Source organism: Pseudomonas sp. FG13 (assembly GCF_057809755.1).
The window spans coordinates 14,765-33,589 of sequence record NZ_JBMDKO010000043.1 but is presented as its reverse complement, the minus strand read 5'-3'; the positions used below and the strand labels follow the sequence as shown (position 1 = coordinate 33,589).

General features: G+C 64.0%; 13 protein-coding genes. 12 read left to right on the top strand and 1 reads right to left on the bottom strand.

The features are described 5' to 3' along the window. Positions 1-42: 42 nt before the first annotated feature. On the bottom strand, positions 43-4,911 hold the full coding sequence (locus ACODTO_RS24135) for an NAD-glutamate dehydrogenase (protein WP_139649907.1): 4,869 nt from the start codon (positions 4,909-4,911) through the stop codon (positions 43-45). Between the two features lie 419 nt (positions 4,912-5,330). Here ACODTO_RS24135 and ACODTO_RS24130 point away from each other — a divergent pair, with 419 nt between their 5' ends. From ACODTO_RS24130 to ACODTO_RS24075, 12 genes are all read left to right on the top strand, one after another. Then, positions 5,331-5,684 carry a hypothetical protein gene (locus ACODTO_RS24130; RefSeq protein WP_139649910.1) on the top strand — a complete coding sequence of 118 codons (354 nt, stop codon included), beginning with the start codon at positions 5,331-5,333 and terminating at the stop codon, positions 5,682-5,684. Positions 5,685-6,077: 393 nt separating this feature from the next. Further along, on the top strand, positions 6,078-7,103 hold the full coding sequence (locus tag ACODTO_RS24125; RefSeq protein ID WP_139649912.1) for a LacI family DNA-binding transcriptional regulator: 1,026 nt from the start codon (positions 6,078-6,080) through the stop codon (positions 7,101-7,103). A gap of 238 nt (positions 7,104-7,341) precedes the next feature. Then, positions 7,342-8,124, top strand: a complete 783-nt coding sequence (locus tag ACODTO_RS24120; protein WP_489107171.1) for a sugar phosphate isomerase/epimerase family protein — start codon at positions 7,342-7,344, stop codon at positions 8,122-8,124. Further along, positions 8,117-9,097, top strand: a complete 981-nt coding sequence (locus ACODTO_RS24115; protein ID WP_489107170.1) for a sugar kinase — start codon at positions 8,117-8,119, stop codon at positions 9,095-9,097. Before ACODTO_RS24120 ends, ACODTO_RS24115 begins: the two co-directional genes overlap by 8 nt. 93 nt (positions 9,098-9,190) lie before the next feature. Beyond that, entirely contained in the window at positions 9,191-10,489 is a 1,299-nt protein-coding gene (locus ACODTO_RS24110; RefSeq protein WP_139649917.1) for an MFS transporter, read from the top strand. Between the two features lie 14 nt (positions 10,490-10,503). Further along, positions 10,504-11,481 (top strand): 2-hydroxyacid dehydrogenase, encoded by a 978-nt coding sequence (locus tag ACODTO_RS24105; RefSeq protein WP_489107169.1) that lies wholly within the window; start codon positions 10,504-10,506, stop codon positions 11,479-11,481. Positions 11,482-11,967: 486 nt separating this feature from the next. Beyond that, positions 11,968-12,927: an AAA family ATPase gene (locus ACODTO_RS24100; RefSeq protein WP_024779683.1), complete on the top strand. Its 960-nt coding sequence runs from the start codon at positions 11,968-11,970 to the stop codon at positions 12,925-12,927. Between the two features lie 9 nt (positions 12,928-12,936). Next, complete coding sequence (locus tag ACODTO_RS24095) at positions 12,937-13,881, top strand: DUF58 domain-containing protein (protein ID WP_139649920.1); 945 nt, start codon at positions 12,937-12,939, stop codon at positions 13,879-13,881. After that, the gene (locus tag ACODTO_RS24090; protein WP_489107168.1) at positions 13,878-14,372 is read left to right on the top strand and encodes a DUF4381 domain-containing protein; all 495 of its coding nucleotides are present in this window, start codon (positions 13,878-13,880) and stop codon (positions 14,370-14,372) included. Before ACODTO_RS24095 ends, ACODTO_RS24090 begins: the two co-directional genes overlap by 4 nt. After that, positions 14,365-15,444, top strand: coding sequence for a vWA domain-containing protein (locus tag ACODTO_RS24085; protein ID WP_139649922.1), 1,080 nt, complete (start codon positions 14,365-14,367; stop codon positions 15,442-15,444). The genes ACODTO_RS24090 and ACODTO_RS24085 overlap by 8 nt, the downstream gene beginning before the upstream one ends. Further along, positions 15,441-17,174, top strand: coding sequence for a VWA domain-containing protein (locus ACODTO_RS24080; protein ID WP_139649924.1), 1,734 nt, complete (start codon positions 15,441-15,443; stop codon positions 17,172-17,174). Before ACODTO_RS24085 ends, ACODTO_RS24080 begins: the two co-directional genes overlap by 4 nt. Then, positions 17,171-18,808 carry a BatD family protein gene (locus ACODTO_RS24075; RefSeq protein WP_489107167.1) on the top strand — a complete coding sequence of 546 codons (1,638 nt, stop codon included), beginning with the start codon at positions 17,171-17,173 and terminating at the stop codon, positions 18,806-18,808. The genes ACODTO_RS24080 and ACODTO_RS24075 overlap by 4 nt, the downstream gene beginning before the upstream one ends. The last annotated feature ends 17 nt before the right edge of the window (positions 18,809-18,825 follow it).

Here is an 18,825-nt window from a genome sequence, read left to right as displayed (position 1 = left end):
GCCCCGCATCTCTCGATGCGGGGCTTTTCATTCAACGCCGAATCAGTTGGCCGTTACGACCGCCTGACCTGCCAACGCCAGGTCCAGCAGTTCGCGGTTGGCGACTGCGTACATGGCGTAATCGGTGGCGCTGGCGGCACGAATGTCCACCAGCATGGCACGCCAGCGCTCGACCATGTCCTGCTGCTGCTCCAGCCACAGCGCAAGACGGGTTTCCACGTCCTGGCTGCCGTCGCCCTGTTGCAGGACCGAGATGGTGATCGCCCGTTGCTGCCAGTCGACATCATCGCGGAACGCTTCGCGGGCCAGGGCCTGCCAGTTGTTTTCCACCGGCAAGGCACTGATCTGCTGCAGATACCAGGTGATGTCCAGGGCGCTGCCCACGGCGAAGTAGGCCTTGGCCACATCGGCGGCGTTCTGACCGGTGACGTCGGAGGCCTCGATGATCGGCAGCAAGGTGTACAGGTGCGTAGTGCCTGCAACCATGCGCGCCAGCAGCTCCGGCACACCGGCGGCCACGTAGGCCTGGTAGCGGGTCTGCCAACCTTCACGGGTCGGGCCTTCCAGCAGTTCGTCGAGCTTGAGGCCCAACGCCGCCAGGTGCGGACCGAAGTGAGCCACATCGCGAGCAGCGTTCTGCTCGTTACGGCGGCTGCGCAGGAACCAGCGGGTCGCACGACGGCCCAGGCGCATCAACTCATCCATCAGCTCCAGTTGCACGTCGGCCGACACCTGGTGGTCCAGGGCTTCGATCTGACGGAACCAGTGTGGGAGGTGGAAGATGTCCCGCACGATCACATATGCGCCCGCCACGTTCGCCGGGCTCATGCCCGTGGACTCCTTGAGCCGTTGAACGAAGGTGATGCCCATGTGGTTGACCAGGTCGTTGGCGATCTGGGTGCTGACGATTTCACGCTTCAGGCGATGGCGACGCATGGCCTCGGAGAACTTGTTCACCAGCGTCGCCGGGAACGCGGTCTCCATGTCACGGGTCAGGTAGTCGTCGTCCGGTACCAGGGAGTTGAGCAGCGCTTCCTTGAGGTCGATCTTGCTGTAGGAGATCAGCACCGACAGCTCGGCACGGGTCAGGCCATGGCCCGCCGCGACACGTTCGGCCAGCTGTTCTTCGGTCGGCAGGAACTCGATTGCACGGTCCAGCTTGCCACGCACTTCCAGATCGTTCATCAGGCGCTTGTATTCGGCGATCCGCACGAATGCGCGACGGGCCGCCAGGGACAGGGCCTGGGTCTGCTTGTAGTTGTTGCCCAACACCAGGCCACCGACTTCGTCGGTCATGCTCGCCAGCAACTGGTTACGTTGCTTGTCGGTCATGTCGCCGGCCTGCACCACTTCGTTGAGCAGGATCTTGATGTTCACTTCATGGTCGGAGCAGTCCACGCCGCCCGCGTTGTCGATGAAGTCGGTGTTGGTGGCGCCGCCATGCAGGCCGAACTCGACACGGCCCAACTGGGTCATGCCCAGGTTGCCGCCCTCGCCCACCACCTTGCAGCGCAGTTCGTTACCGTTCACGCGCAGCGCATCGTTGGCCTTGTCGCCGACATCGGCGTGGCTTTCGGTGCTGGCCTTGACGTAGGTGCCGATACCGCCGTTCCACAACAGGTCTACCGGCGCCTTGAGCAAGGCGTTCAGCAGTTCGGTCGGGGTCAGCTTGTCGGCCTTGATGTCGAAGCGTGCCTGCATCTGCGGGGTGATGGCGATGCTCTTCGCGCTACGCGAGAAGATGCCGCCGCCTTCGGACATGATGCTGGTGTCGTAGTCGGTCCAGGCCGAACGCGGCAGGTCGAACAAGCGCTTGCGCTCGGCGAAGCTGCTGGCAGGTTCCGGGTTCGGGTCGATGAAGATGTGCAGGTGGTTGAACGCCGCGACCAGTTGCAGCTTGTCGGACATCAACAAACCGTTACCGAACACGTCGCCGGCCATGTCGCCCACGCCGACCACAGTAATGCTGTCTTCCTGGACGTTGATGCCGCGCTCGCGGAAGTGGCGCTGCACGCCGACCCATGCGCCCTTGGCGGTGATGCCCATTTTCTTGTGGTCATAGCCAGCCGAACCGCCGGAGGCGAAGGCGTCGCCCAGCCAGAAGCCGTAGTCGATGGCAATGCCGTTGGCGATGTCGGAGAAAGTCGCCGTGCCTTTGTCGGCAGCCACCACCAGGTACGGGTCATCGTCGTCATGCCGCACGACGTTGGCCGGCGGTACCAGGGCGCCATCCTTGAGGTTGTCGGTGATGTCCAACAGACCGGAGATGAAGATGCGGTAGCAGGCGATGCCCTCGGCCGCGATCTCGTCCCGGCTGCCGCCCAGTGGCAGGCGACGCGGCAGGAAACCACCCTTGGCGCCGACCGGCACGATCACCGAGTTCTTCACTTGCTGGGCTTTTACCAGGCCCAGGACTTCGGTGCGGTAGTCTTCTTCACGGTCGGACCAGCGCAAGCCGCCACGGGCAACGTTGCCGAAGCGCAGGTGCACGCCTTCAACCCGTGGCGAGTAGACGAAGATCTCGAACTTGGGCACCGGCTTCGGCAGTTCCGGGATCAGGTGCGGGTTGAACTTGAAGCTGAAGTAGGACTTGTTCTGGCCGTGGGCGTCGGTCTGGTAGAAGTTGGTCCGCAGGGTGGCCTTGATCAGGTCCAGGTAGCGACGCAGGATGCGGTCTTCGTTGAGCACCTGGACGTCGTCCAGTGCCGTGAGGATCGCCTGCTCCAGACGCAGTTGCTTGTCTTCCAGGTCCTCGCCGGTGAGCTTGCGGGCCAGGTAGAAGCGGGTCTTGAACAACCGGGTCAGCTCGCGAGCGATGTCGGTATGGTTGTTCAGAGTGCTGGCGATATAGCCCAGGTCGAAGCCCAGGCGGATCTGCTTGAGATAGCGGGCGTAGGCACGCAGCAGTGCCACGTCGCGCCACGGCAGGCCGGCGGTCAGCACCAGGCGGTTGAACGCATCGTTCTCGGCGTCACCGCTCACGATGTGGACGAAGGCGTCCTGCAAGGTGTCGTTGAGCTGCTGAATGTCGAGGTTCACCCCTTCGGCGGCGGTGAAGGCGAAGTCGTGGATCCAGAACTCGCGGCCATTGGTATGGCGCAGGCGATACGGGAACTCACCCAGTACGCGCAGGCCGAGGTTTTCCAGGATCGGCAGCACATCGGACAGCGCCAACGGCGTGTCGGCGTGATACAGCTTGCAGTGCAGCTCACGCTGGCCGGACACCTGGCCCAGCGGCTGGTAGAAGCTCATGACCAGCGGATTTTTTTCATTCAGGCTCAGCAGGTGCTGCATGTCGACCACCGCCGAATGCGCAGCAAAGCGCTCGCGGTAGCCGGCCGGGAAGCCTTTCGGGTAGTCGGCGAGCACGTTGGTGCCCTGGGCTTCGCCGAAGCTCTCGATGACCAGGCTGGCGTAGTCGTCCTGCCAGCTGCGGCAGGCCTGCACCACTTCTTTTTCCAGCAGCAGCGGGTCGATGTCGATGCGGTTCTTCGGGTCCACTCGCAGGATCAACTGCACGCGGGCCAGTACCGACTCGGAGAAGAACGTCCAGAATTCGCAGTCCGAGGCCTTCAGGCGATCCATCAGCACTTGCTGGATCTTCTGGCGCACTTCGGTGGAATAGATATCGCGCGGCACGTAGGCCAGGCAGTAGCAGAAACGGCCGTACGGATCTTTGCGCAGGAACACGCGGATCTTGTTGCGTTCCTGGATCTGCACGATGGACATCACGGTGCTGAACAGCTCATCCACCGGGGTCTGGAACAGATCGTCGCGGGGCAGCACTTCGACCACCTGGGCCAGTTCCTTGCCCAGGTGCGCCTTGGCCTGGAAGCCCGAACGACGTTCGATTTCGGCGACCTTGCGGCGAATGTACGGAATAACGCGCACGCTCTCGCCATACACCGAGGAGGTGTACAGGCCCATGAAGCGGCATTCCTTGATGACCTTGCCGTCAGCGTCGATTTCACGGATCGACACATAATCCGGGTAAGCCGGACGGTGTACACGGCTCGGGTGCGCGGCCTTGGCGAACGACAGCGGCGTCGGTTCGCGCAGGTAGTTGACGGCGTAGTCCTCGATGCGCAAGTCATCGGCGGTCAGGCCGGCGCGCAGCAGCTTGGTCAGGCCGAGGAACGACTCGGGGTCGTACTCGATATGGCCGCCATCGGCATCGTCACGGACCACGAACTCTTCATAGCCCAGGAAGGTGAAGTGGTTGCCCACCAGCCACTCCAGGAAGGTCTTGATCTCGCTTTTTTCGTCGGCATCGATAGTGTAGGCGCTGTTGTCCAGGCTGGTGAGGATCTCCTGGACCTTGTCCTTCATCGGCTCGAAGTCGGCCACGGCCACGCGCACTTCGCCCAGCACCTGCTCGAGTTCCTTGCTCAGGACGTTGAGTTCGGCGGCGTTGGCGCAGCGGTCGATTTCCAGGTACATCAGCGACTCTTGCAGGACGCCCTCGCCCTGGGTGCCCTTCGGCAGGATTTCCAGCAACTCGCCCTTGCTGCCACGACGCACGCTCAGCACGGTGGTTTGCAGGGTATGGATGCTGTAGCCGCGGCGGTTCAGCTCGGTGCGTACCGAGTCCACCAGGAACGGCAGGTCGTGGTGCAACACTTCTACGGCCGTATGGGTCGACTGCCAGCCGTGGCGTTCGTAATCGGGGTTGTAGACGCGAACCTGCGATTGCGCGTGGTCGAAGCGCTCAAGCAGGCGCCAGGCGGACAAGGTGCAGCCGGCGAGGTCGGACAACCGGCGCTGGGTAAGTTCATCGAGGGAAATGATGCCGAAGAATTGTTCAGCAAACAGCGCCACTTGTGGCAGTGCCTGTTCACTGATGTGCTGCGCCAGTACCGCTTGCAGTTGATGCTGGAAGTCGGCTTTGCTGGCTGCGGTGAAGAACGCCATCTGTGGTACTCCGCTTGGGCTTGTTATTGATGGAAGCGTCATGCAGCCCCTTTCGGGCTGCCGGCCATCCTGTTCCTGATTCTCGGGCAGAGGAAACAGGACGACAGGTGGGTGAAGCTGGACAAGACCCGCAGGTCACATTCCATTTCCATGTCACGGGCATCTACAGGAAATGCCCGTGCAAGTGCGCATCCGTTGCGCAGCTTAACGAGTGCGATAAGGCCCCTGCTTGCAGCGCTGCGACATATTCGGACATCGGCTAGCGTATGCATCGAACAACCCTAGCAGCCTGGGGAACAATCGGCACCCCGCGATGTGAAATCGTGCACAGATGACGGCTGAGGTCGCAGTAAATCCCCCAGGCTGGCAAACTCCGCTTCTTCGCACCCGCAAGGCTCATCGAGCCAGGAGCCGTCCCGATGCAAATGACCACCGCCCTTCTGATCGCCAACCCGTGCGATGACGAAGAAGACAACATGGCCATGCTTTGCTGCCACAGCGCCCAGGGCGAAATGTTCCTGATGACCCGCTACCCCGATGAAGACGAACTGGAAATCGCCCTTGATGGCGAGCCGTCGACCCTGGACGGCGTGAAAGTCACCCTCAGCCCGACATTGCTGAAAATCGAAATCGCTGCGGCCGATGCCGATGCGCTCAATGGCGACGATGTGCTGGAAATCAGCCATGACACCGATGAAGCCGACTTGGCGGAGGTGGAACTGACGTTGCAGAACATCCTCAGGGGTGTAGGGACCTACGTCAGACAGAATTGATTTCAGCGTCAGCGCGGCCGCTATCGCGAGCAGGCTCGCTCCCACAAGGGACCTGTGGCGGCCACTATTCCGATGCCACCTCACAACCCTGTGGGAGCGGGCTTGCCCGCGAAGACGGCGTGTCAGCCGACACCATCGCCACTGATCCACCGCTTTCGCGAGCAAGCCCGCTCCCACAAAGAGTTTGTGGCGGCCGCTATTCCCGAGAACACCTCGTCCCCACTGTGGGAGCGAGCCTGCTCGCGATAGCGGCGGTCCAGCCACCTGCCCCCTGATCGACATCCACCGTCGGTCGCCCCTCCCGCACAACGCCCTTGACGACTCACCGGGTTCTGAGGTTTCCTGAAACCGGTTTCAGAGCCGCTAATAAATCCAACAGGCAGGTTTCCAACCGTGAATTCTTTCTCCGCCGCCCAGCGCAGCCGCGTGACCATGCTCGATGTCGCCGAACGCGCCGGGGTTTCCAAGGCCAGCGTCTCGCGGTTCATCGGCGAGGACCGCGCCCTGCTCTCCGAGGCCATCGCCCGGCGCATCGAGCAGGCGATCAGCGAGCTGGGCTATCGCCCCAACCAGATGGCCCGAGGCCTCAAGCGCGGCCGTACCCGCCTGATCGGCATGCTGGTGGCCGATATCCGCAACCCCTATTCAATTGCCGTGATGCACGGTGTGGAAACCGCCTGCCGCCGCCACGGCTACAGCCTGGTGGTGTGCAACACCGACCGCGACGATGAACAGGAACGTCAGCATCTGGCCCTGTTGCGTGCCTACAACATCGAAGGGCTGATCGTGAACACCCTGGGTCATCACCGGGACGAACTGCTTGAACTGCGCAGCGAGATGCCCCTGGTGCTGGTGGATCGCAAGGTCGATCGGCTCGAAAGCGACTTGGTCGGCCTGGACAACCCCGCAGCGGTGAAGATGGCGCTCGATCATCTCGAACAGCGCGGCTACCGCGACCTGCTGCTGGTGACTGAACCGTTCGACGGCACCAGTTCACGGATCGAGCGGGTCGACAGCTTCAAGTCGGAGATCGAACGACGCCCGGCCCTGGCCGGCGCCGTGGTGGAAATCCGCGATCAACTGACGACCCGGATCAAGACCTTCCTCGCCCAGCCGGGCCCTGGCCCCAAGGCGCTGTTCTGCGCCAACGGCATTGCCGCCCTGGCCGCCACCCAAGTATTGCGCGAGCTGGGCTGCCAGCTGTTCGACGACGTGGGCCTGATCGCCCTCGATGATCTGGACTGGTACCCGTTGGTGGGCAGCGGCATCACCGCCCTGGCCCAACCGACCGCGGAGATCGGCGCCCGAGCCTTCGAGTGCCTGCTCAAGCGCCTGCGCGGCGACAACGGGCCGGTGCAGACCCTGGATTTTGCGGCGCAGCTGATTGAGCGTGGGTCGACCCGGGGGTTGGATCAATGATGGCCTGCTCACGAAGGGCCCTCCAAGCCTTTAATGCCAGTCAGTTAAGCCCGTGGGAGCAAAGCTTGCTCGCGATAGCGGTAAGTCAGTCAGCAATAATGTTGACCGGCCTGCCGCTATCGCGAGCAAGCTTTGCTCCCACAGATTCTGCACCGTTTGATCCTTAACTGACTGGCATTGCCCCAAGCGCTCCCCTTTTTTTGAACAAAACTGAAACCGGTTTCAGAGGTGTAGAACAATGAATAAACCACCCGTTTCCATCAGCCTGTCCAGCTACGGCACCGACTTGGTGCGGCAGCAAGGTCAAGGCCGTTTCACCCTGCTATTGGCTGCCGCCGGCGCCTCGCGGATCGAATGGCGCGAAGAACTGCTTACCCACGAACAGCCCGCCGAGCTGGCGGCCAGCGCCCAGGCCCAAGGCCTGCAAAGTGTTTTTTCGTCGCCCCTCGAACTGTGGCTTGCCGACTGCGTCCAGCCCAATCCCGCCCTGTCGCTGGCCTTGCAGCGTGCCGAGGCGTTCGGTTCGAAATGGCTGAAAGTCTCGCTCGGGCATTTCACCGCGCCCCATGACCTGACCGTCCTGGCGAACATGCTCGCCGTCAGCCCGGTGCAGTTGCTGGTAGAGAACGACCAGACGTTGCAGGGCGGACGGATCGAACCGTTCCAACGGTTTTTCGCTGCCACCGAGCGACAAGGATTGCCCATTGGCATGACCTTCGACATTGGCAACTGGCAATGGCAGGACCAATCGGCGACCCTGGCGGCCCGGCTGCTCGGACGCCACGTGAGGTATGTGCATTGCAAGGCCGTGGCCCGGCGCGACGACGGCAAACTGATTGCAGTGCCACCGGCGTTGACCGATCTGCATCTGTGGGAACAGCTGTTCAAGCAGATGCCCGCCGGCGTGATGCGCGCCGCCGAGTACCCGCTCCAAGGCGATGACCTGCTGCAATTGACCACTGAACACGTCACCATTCTTGCAGGCCTCGGGCAGGCACACCGGGAGCCCGCCCATGTCTGAATTCGATATCTTGTCGTTCGGCGAAACCATGGCGATGCTGGTGGCCGACAGCTGCGGCGACCTGGCCAACGTCAACCATTTCAGCAAGCGTATCGCCGGGGCCGACAGCAATGTCGCCATCGGCCTGGCACGGCTGGGCTTCAACGTGGCGTGGCTGAGCCGGGTCGGCGCCGACTCCCTGGGACGCTTTGTCGTGCAGACGCTGGAGCAGGAAGGCCTGGATTGTCGTCACGTGGCGGTCGATCCAACGCACCCTACCGGGTTCCAGTTCAAATCCCGTAACGACGATGGCAGCGACCCGCAGGTGGAATATTTCCGGCGCGGCTCGGCGGCCAGCCACTTGTCGATCGACGCCATCGCTCCGGCGCTGCTGGGCGCCCGACACCTGCATGCCACCGGGATTGTGCCAGCGCTGTCGGTGACGGCCCGCGAGATGTCCTTTGAGTTGATGACCCGCATGCGCGAGGCCGGCCGCAGCCTGTCCTTCGACCCCAACCTGCGACCCAGCCTGTGGTCCAGCGAGTCGTTGATGATCCGCGAAGTCAATCGCCTCGCAGCCCTCGCCCACTGGGTCTTGCCCGGGCTCGGAGAAGGCCGGTTGCTGACCGGTTTCGACGACCCGGCCGACATCGCCGCCTTCTATCTGGACCAAGGCGCCAACGCCGTGGTGATCAAGCTCGGCGCACAGGGCGCCTATTACCGCACGCCGCAGGCCCAGGGCTTCGTGACTGGCGTGCCGGTGGCCCGGGTGGTGGACACGGTAGGCGCCGGGGACGGGTTCGCCGTCGGCCTGATCAGCGCGCTGCTGGAACACCGCGATATCACCGAGGCCGTACAGCGCGCCAACTGGATTGGCAGTCGCGCGGTGCAGAACCGAGGAGACATGGAGGGGTTGCCGACCCGAACCGAGTTATCGGCCGAGTTTGAGGGCGCCATTCGCGAGCAGGCCCTCTCTCACATGGGTTGCCGTTAAATCCGTAGGAGCGAGCCTGCTCGCGATCAAGGCCTGAAGTACACCGCAAATACACCTGCTGCAACAAAAACAACAAGCTCAGGAGTCAACGACATGCAAACGCTCAACCTCGCCACCCGCCGTTGGTGGTACATCATGCCCATCGTGTTCATCACCTACAGCCTGGCCTACCTGGACCGAGCCAATTATGGATTCGCCGCAGCCTCCGGCATGGCCAAGGACTTGATGATTACCCCGGGGCTGTCGTCACTGCTCGGCGCGCTGTTTTTCCTCGGCTACTTTTTCTTCCAGGTGCCGGGAGCGATCTACGCGCAGAAACACAGCGTGAAGAAACTGATCTTCGTCAGCCTGATCCTCTGGGGCTCACTGGCGACGTTGACCGGCGTGGTGTCCAACGCCTACTGGCTGATCGTGATCCGTTTCATGCTCGGCGTGGTCGAAGCCGCCGTGATGCCGGCCATGCTGGTGTACCTGTGCCACTGGTTCACCCGGGCCGAACGCTCGCGCGCCAATACCTTCCTGATCCTCGGCAACCCGGTGACCATGTTGTGGATGTCGGTGGTGTCGGGTTACCTGGTGCAGCAATTCGACTGGCGCTGGATGTTCATCATCGAAGGACTGCCGGCAGTCCTCTGGGCCTTCATCTGGTGGCGCCTGGCGGACGATCGTCCGTCCGAGGCCAAGTGGCTCAGCGCTCAGGAAAAGCAGGACCTGGAAAGCGTGCTGGCAGCCGAACAAGTCGGCATCAAGGCAGTGAAGAACTACGCCGAGGCCTTCCGCTCGCCCAAGGTCATCATCCTGGCGTTGCAGTTCTTCTGCTGGAGCATCGGGGTCTACGGGTTCGTGCTGTGGTTGCCGTCCATCCTCAAGGCCGGCCTGCAAATGAGCATGGTCGAGGCCGGGTGGCTGTCGTCGTTGCCGTACCTGGCGGCCGTCGTCGCCATGCTCGGCGTGTCCTGGGCCTCGGACAAGGCACAGAAGCGCAAGCGCTTCGTCTGGCCGCCGCTGCTGGTGGCTTCCATCGCGTTCTACGCCTCGTACCTGCTGGGGCCTGAACATTTCTGGTGGTCCTACAGCCTGCTGGTGATCGCCGGCGCCTGCATGTACGCGCCTTACGGGCCATTTTTTGCCATCGTTCCGGAAATCCTGCCGGCCAACGTCGCCGGCGGCGCCATGGCGCTGATCAACAGCATGGGCGCGCTGGGCTCCTTCGGTGGTTCGTACCTGGTGGGCTACCTCAATGGCTCCACCGGCTCCCCGGGCATGTCCTTCCTGCTGATGAGTGGCGCGCTGCTGCTGTCAGTGGTGCTGACCCTTGCCCTCAAACCCGGCGCCAGCGACCGCGCCACCCCTCATTCCGCGACGCCGCACCCGGCGCCCGCCCATTCCTGAATCGAGACCCGCTCATGAAAAAGCACGTGGTGTTGTACAAGGCGCTGTCGGCGTCACTGATGGCCCGTTTACAAGCCCAGGCCGACGTCACTCTCATCGACCGCCTGGATGCCCAGGGCCTGGCGCAACTGCGCGACGCCCTGCCCGGCGCCCATGGCCTCTTGGGCGCGAGCCTCAAGCTGGACGCTTCGCTACTGGACCTGGCGCCGAACCTGCAAGCCATCGCCAGCGTCTCGGTGGGGGTCGACAACTATGACATCGACTACCTGACCGAACGCCGGATCCTGCTGAGCAACACCCCGGACGTGCTGACCGAGACCACGGCCGACACCGGGTTCGCGCTGATCCTGTCGACGGCCCGCCGCGTGGTGGAACTGGCCAACCTGGTTCGCGCAGGTGGCTGGCAACAAAGCATCGGCCCCCGGCATTTCGGCACCGATGTCCACGGCAAGACCCTGGGCATCATCGGCATGGGCCGTATCGGTGAGGCCTTGGCACAGCGCGGCCACTTCGGCTTCGGCATGCCGGTGCTCTACCACAGCCACTCGCCCAAACCTGCCGTCGAGCAGCGATTCAATGCCCGCTACTGTTCGTTGGAAACGCTGTTGCGCCAAGCCGACTTCGTTTGCCTGACCCTGCCGTTGACGGCCGAGACCCAAGGCCTGATCGATGCACGAGCATTTGCTCAGATGCGCCCCGAGACCCTGTTCATCAACATCTCCCGGGGCAAGGTGGTGGACGAAGCGGCGCTGATCGACGCCCTGCGCAACGGCCAGATCCGTGGCGCGGGTCTGGACGTGTTCGAACGCGAACCCTTGGACCCGGACTCGCCGCTGCTGCACATGGACAACGTGGTGGCCACCCCGCATATGGGCTCGGCTACCCACGAGACCCGAGAAGCCATGGCGCGCTGCGCGGTGGACAACCTGTTGGCGGCATTGGCGGGAGAGCGGCCGATGAACCTGGTGAACCGGGAAGCCTGGAAAGGTTGAGTCGTTTGCCACCGGCATCACGATCATCGCCAGCAGACTTGCGCCGACAGGATTCGGAAACCACCAAAAAACCGGCCCCATCCCTAATACCAGTCAGCTAAGGATCAAACGGCGCAAAACCTGTGGGAGCAAAGCTTGCTCGCGATAATGACAGATCAGTCAACATTGCTGCTGACCGACTTACCGCAATCGCGGGCAAGCTTTGCTCCCACAGGGTTGTGGCTTAACTGACTGGCATTAGCCCCATCCCGCCCCTTCGCAGGCGCGAGCCAGCCCACCAAGACGCAAGACCCGCTGGCAAAGACGCGGGATGAACGGCCGTCATCTCAAGCACGCTCGCTGCCGCGATGACTACGAGCCGATCACAATTATGAACACCCGATCAAAATCCCGTTAGTCGCCACCCCCCGCCATGCATTAAAGTAACGCCCCCAGCCCCGGCGTTATCCGAACGCCCTGGGCCACCCTTTCCAGGAACCGTCACCGATGGAACATCGTGAAGCGCTGCTTGCGCTGCGAACCTTTCTTTCAACGCAGATCCTCGGCCAGGAAAAACTCATCGAGCGCCTGCTCATCGCCTTGCTCGCTGACGGCCACATGTTGGTAGAGGGCGCGCCAGGCCTGGCCAAGACCAAGGCCATCAAGGAGTTGGCCGAAGGCGTCGAGGCGCAGTTCCACCGCATCCAGTTCACCCCCGACCTGCTGCCCGCCGACATCACCGGCACGGAAATCTACCGTCCGGAAACCGGCAGCTTCGTGTTCCAGCAGGGGCCGATCTTCCACAACCTGGTGCTGGCGGACGAAATCAACCGTGCCCCGGCCAAGGTCCAGTCGGCCTTGCTCGAAGCGATGGCCGAACGGCAGGTCAGTGTCGGGCGCAGCACCTATGAGCTGTCACCGCTGTTCCTGGTCATGGCCACGCAGAACCCGATCGAGCAGGAAGGCACCTATCCGCTGCCCGAAGCCCAGCTCGACCGGTTCCTGATGCACGTCAAGATCGGTTTCCCGGATGCCGCCGTGGAACGCCGCATCCTGCAACAGGCCCGGGGCGAAGCGTTGCACGGCGAAACCACGCCGGAGCGTCGGGTGAGCCAACAGGCGATCTTCTCTGCCCGCAAGGAAATCCTCGGCCTCTACATGGCCGACGCCGTGGAGGAATACCTGGTGCAGCTGGTCATGGCGACCCGCACCCCGGCCAAGTTCGACCCGGAGTTGGCCGAATGGATCGCCTACGGCGCCAGTCCACGGGGCTCGATTGCCCTGGACCGCTGCGCCCGCGCCCACGCCTGGCTGGCCGGACGGGACTTCGTCAGCCCGGAGGACATCCAGGCCGTGCTGTTCGACGTGCTGCGCCATCGCATCATCCTGTCGTTCGAAGCGGAAGCCGCGGGCATTGATCAGGACCGGGTCGTGCAGCGGATTCTCGACGTCGTCGCTGTCGCTTGAGCATGAGTCATGAATAACCCACTCGCGCCTGCACCGGGCATCCGCGTCAGCCTTTCGGAGCTGATCGAGATGCGCCATCGCGTGCGCGAAGTGCAATTGTTCTCGACGCCGGGCCAGCGCAGCCCGCTGATCGGCCTGCACCACTCCAAGCTGCGCGGGCGCGGGGTGGACTTCGACCAGGTGCGGGTCTACCAGGCCGGCGACGACGTGCGCACCATCGACTGGCGCGTCACTGCCCGGACCCAGGAGCCCCACACCAAACTGTTCCATGAAGAGCGGGAACGGCCGATCTTCATCATGATCGAGCAGAGCCATCGCCTGTTCTTCGGTTCGGGGCAGGTGTTCAAGTCCGTGCTTGCCGCCCAGGCCGCCAGCCTCATCGGCTGGGCCGCGCTGGGGCATAACGACCGGGTCGGCGGGCTGGTGTTCGGCAACAACACCCATTACGAGGTCAAGCCACGGCGCAGCAAGCAGAGCCTGTTGCAACTGCTCAACCGCCTGGTGCGGGTCAATCAGTCGCTGCACACCGAAAGCGAGCCGGACCGCGATTCATTCGGCGTTGCCCTGCGCCGGGCCCGCGAGGTACTGCGCCCCGGCAGCCTGGTCATCGTGATCTGCGACGAACGTGCGCTGTCCGACAGCGCCGAGCAGCAACTGAGCCTGCTGTCCCGTCACTGCGACCTGTTGCTGCTGCCGCTGTCGGACCCGCTGGACCACGCCCTCCCCGCTGCCGGGTTGCTGCGTTTCGCCCAGCGTGGCGCGCAGCTGGAACTCGACACGTTGAACGTCGAACTGCGCCAGGCCTATCGGGCCCAGGCCGAGGCACGCCAGGCGCGCTGGGAGTGGCTGGCGCAGAAGTTGCGAATCCTGATGCTGCCCCTCAGCACCCAGGGCGACATGGTCGAACAACTGCGCGAATACCTGAATCCCGGCCGAACGGGGAAAAGCCGATGAGCAACCTCGATCAGTTGCAGCCGCTGATAGCGCCCCCTCCCGTCGGGTTCTGGCCCCCCGCGCCCGGCTGGTGGCTACTGCTTGTGTTGCTGCCGCTGCTGGGCCTGGGCCTATGGCACCTGCGCCGGTTCCTTCCCGTCAAGCGCACCACCGCCCGCACCGAGCAGCCCCTGGACCCGGTGCGCCTGGCCGCCCTGGCCGAACTGGCGCTGCTGCCCAAACCCTATGACGGCGCACCGGCCGGTGCCTGGCTGCAGCAACTCAACGGACTGCTCAAGCGCCTGTGCCGCAACCACTATCCTTACAGCCAGAGCCACACCCTCAATGGACGAAAGTGGCTGGCCTTCCTGGATAACCGCTGCCCGGCGGCCGGCCTGACCCGCTGGATGGTGTTGGTCGAAGGCGCCTACAAACCCGAATGCAAGCTGGATGACAAGGCCATCGCCGGCCTGACCCAAGCCGTTGAAATCTGGATTCGCAAGCATGTTTGAGTTCGCCTGGCCGTGGATCTTTGCCCTGTTGCCGCTGCCCTGGCTGATGCGCCTGGTGCTGCCGGCGGCCGACAGCGGTGAGTCGATGCTCAAGGTCAGCTTCCTCGAAGACCTGGAAGGCCTCGTCGGGCGTCGGGCCCGGACCAGTTTGCCGAGCTGGCGTCAGCAGGCGCCCTTCATCCTGCTCTGGCTGCTGTTGCTGATTGCCGCCGCTCGCCCGCAATGGCTGGGAGAGCCGCTGCCGATTGCCGCCAGCGGCCGTGACCTGCTGGTGGCGGTGGATGTCTCGGGTTCCATGGACTTTCCCGACATGCAGTGGAAGGACGAAGAAGTCAGCCGCCTGACGCTGGTCCAGCACATGCTCGGGGATTTTCTCGAAAGCCGCGAAGGCGACCGGGTCGGCCTGATCCTGTTCGGCAGCCAGGCCTATCTGCAGGCCCCGCTGACGTTCGACCGCCACACGGTACGGCGCTGGCTCGACGAAGCGCGCATCGGCATCGCCGGCAAGAACACCGCCATTGGCGACGCCATTGGCCTGGCCCTCAAACGCCTGCGCCAGCGCCCGGCTCACAGCCGCGTGCTGATCCTGGTCACCGACGGCGCCAATAACGGGGGCGAGATCGACCCGCTGACCGCCGCCCGGCTGGCCGCCGATGAAGGCGTGAAGATTTATCCCATCGGCATCGGTGCCGATCCGGAGCAAAGCGGCACTGCGGGTTTTCTCGGCGTCAATCCGAGCCTGGACCTCGACGAGCCGACACTCAAGGACATCGCCCACGCCACCGGCGGCCGCTACTTTCGCGCCCAGGACGGAGAGCAACTGTTGGCGATCAAGAACACCCTCGACCAACTCGAACCGGTGACCCAGCAACCGACCCAGGCCCGTCCCGCCCAGGCGCTCTATCAGTGGCCGCTGGCCGTTGCGCTGTTGTTGAGCGTGTTGCTGGTGGCCCGGGAACGCTGGCCGGACAACCCGTTGCAACGCCTGTTCAACCAGCCGCTGTTCCAACCGGCCCACCACGCCGAATGGCGCCAACGCCTCAAGCGCCTGCGTTTGCGGAGGCGCCGATGATCGCGCTCTGGCCGCACTGGCTGCGCCCCGCTTTCGTGTTGCTGCTGCCCCTGCTGGGCTGGTTGCTCTGGCAACTGTGGCATCGGCAGAAACGGGTGGGCCGCTGGCAGATGATCCTGCCCCCGGCGTTCCATGCCGTGCTACTCAGTGGCGGCAGCGGCCGGGAAAGCCGACTGCCCTGGATCGCTCTGGGCCTGGGTTGGTTGCTGATGGTGCTGGCATTGCTGGGGCCAAGCTGGGCGCGGGTCGAACAGACCAGCCAGAAACCCGCCGACCCGCTGGTGGTGGTGCTGGAACTGACGCCGGAAATGCTCGCCACCGACGTTCCACCTACCCGCCTGGAGCAGTCTCGGCGCAAGCTGCTGGACCTGCTGCATAACCGCAGCGATGCGCAGACGGCGATCATTGTCTATGCCGGCAGCGCCCATACCCTGGTGCCGCTGTCCGACGACCTGTCCACCAGCACCAACCTGCTCGAAGCCCTGGCGCCGTCGATCATGCCGCAAAGCGGCCATCGCGCCGACCTGGCGATCAACAAGGCCATGGCTCTGCTGGACCAGGGCGGGCTGGGCCATGGTCGGATCCTGTGGATCGGTTCGTCGTTGAACGAGCAGGAACGCCAAGGCATTCACCAGGTACTCGATGGCTCCGCCACGCGCTTGTTGATGCTGGGCATCGGTACCCGGGAAGGCGCTCCGATAGCCCAGAGCGATGGCAGCTACCTCAAGGATGACCAAGGTGCGATCCTGCTGCCGCGCCTGGACAGCCCAAGCCTCAAATCCTTCGCCAACGAACTCGACGGCCGTTACCGCCCGGCACGCCTGGACGATAGCGACCTGAAAGGCCTTGGACTGCTGGCCGGCCCGCGCCATCTGCGCAGCGACGGCCAGACCCTGCGCCTGGACACCTGGGCCGATCAGGGTTATTGGTTGCTCCTGCCACTGTTGCTGCTGGCCGCCTGTGCCGGGCGTCGAGGCTGGCTGTTCTGCTTGCCGCTGCTGTTCGCCTTGCCGCAGACCGGCCATGCCTTCGAATTCCAAGACCTGTGGTTACGCCCCGACCAGCAGGGCCAGCATCTGCTCAAACAGAAGCGCCCGGCCGAGGCCGCCGAGCACTTCGAAGACAGCCAGTGGCAAGGGGTCGCCCTGTACGAAGCCGGCGCCTATGGCGAGGCCGCCCGACGCTTTGCCGAAGGCAACGATGCCCGCGCGCATTACAATCGGGGTAACGCGTTGGCCAAGAGTGGCGAATTGGAGGCCGCGCTGGATGCGTATGAACAGGCCCTGGAGTTGCAACCGGACCTGCGCCCGGCGCAAACCAACAAAGCCCTGGTGGAAAGCCTGTTGAAGGAACAGACACCGCCACCGGATGAATCCAAGCCAGCCGAAAGCGAAGAGCCGGGCCCCGTCGAGCAATCGCCGAACGCCGGTACGCCATCCCAACCTTCGGAAACCGAATCGCCCGCTGCCGAGACAACCACGGCGCAGGATGAAACCCAGGCGCCCCACAAGCCTGCGGTGGGCGAACAGGACGTACCGGGCAGCGAGTTGCCCGACGAGCAGACCACCACCCCACCGTTGCGTCCCGCCGCCGGCCAGCGCAACGAAGAAGAACAGCATCAAGCGCTGGAGCAATGGCTGCGCCAGATCCCGGATAATCCGGGCGAGCTGCTCAGGCGAAAATTCTGGTATGAACAGCAAAGCCATCAGGCCCAGGGAAAAACCCAATGATCCGCTTCACCGCCCAGTTCCTTGTCTTGCTGTTCTGGATCGGCGCCGCCCAGGCAGCGCAGTTGACGGCCAGCGTGGATCGCAGCCGCCTGAACTCCGGGGAAACGGTAGAGCTGACCCTGGAATCCACCGATGCCACGCTGTTCGGCAAACCTGACCTGAGCCCGCTGCAGTCGCTGTTCGATGTGCGCGGCACCCGCCAGGTCAACCAGTTGACCACCCTGGACGGCGAAAACCGCGCAACCACGCGCTGGATCGTGACCCTGTTGCCACGCCAGAGCGGCACCGTGGTGATTCCCGCCGTGCATCTGGGCGAAGTGTCCAGCCAGCCGATCACCCTGCAAGTGATCGAAAGCGAAACCCGCAACGCGGCCGGAACCCTGGCACCGATATTCATCGAGGCCAGCCTCGACCAGAGTCACGTGTATGTACAGGCCCAGGCGATCCTGACCCTGCGCATCTACCATTCGGTGTCGCTGTACGACGACAGCAGCCTGACGCCCTTGCACATTCCCGATGCACGCGCCGAACAGTTGGGCGAGTCCCGCACCTATGAAAAAGTCATCAACGACGTGCGCCACGGCGTGATCGAACTGCGTTACGGCATCTATCCGCAACGCAGCGGCGAACTGACGATCCCGGCCCAGACGTTCAGCGCCACCCTGGTCGAGCCCGTGACCCAGGACTCGGCGCCGTCGGGGCCGAAGCCCGGCCAGTTGATGCGCGTCAGCTCGACACAACTGCGGCTGACCGTCGACCCCAAGCCGGCCAGCTACCCGGCCAATGTGCCATGGCTGCCGGCACGCAGCCTGTCCTTGAGCGAGAGCTGGAGCCCGGAACCGACCCACAGCCAGGTCGGTGATTCCCTGACCCGCAGCCTGACCCTTGAAGCCGAAGGCCTGGCCAGCGCCCAACTCCCCCCCCTGCCGGCCACGGAAATCAACGGCCTGCGGCGCTATCCCGACCAGCCGGTGCTGAGCAGCCGCAGCAGCGAACGCGGGCTGGTGGGCAGCCGTGAAGACCGCGAGGCACTGGTGCCGAACCGCAGCGGCACCATCGAGCTGCCGCCCGTTGAAGTGATGTGGTGGAACACCCTGGAAAATCACCTGGACCGCACCAGCCTCCCGGCGCGAACCCTGCAAGTGGCAAACAACCCGAGCCTGATGGTGGATACACCAACGGGCACGCCGCAGATCGTGACCACTGTCGACAACGAAACCTTGTGGTACTGGCAACTGAGCTCGTTTCTCCTGGCCTGCACCACGCTGCTCGGCTTCGGTCTCTGGTGGCGCGCGCGCTCGCAGCCGGCGATCCTGCGCGCGGCCCAGGCCGGACCGAGCCCACGCACCCTGCTGGACGACCTCAAGCGTACCTGCCTGGCCAACGACCCCCACGCCACCCGCCAGGCACTCGACGCCTGGGCCCGCCAGCAGCCGGAAACCCTGGCCGACATGGCGGCGCGCTTCGTGCCACTGTCCGACGCCCTGGATGGCCTCAACGGCGCGCTCTACAGCGAGACCGGCCAGCACTGGCAAGGCGAAGACCTGTGGCGCGCCATTCGGGCCATTCCCGCCGCCGAGCGCTCCCAGGACCCGTTGGGTGACAGTGGGTTGCCACCGCTCTACCCGAAATAAACACCGGACCTTGTGGC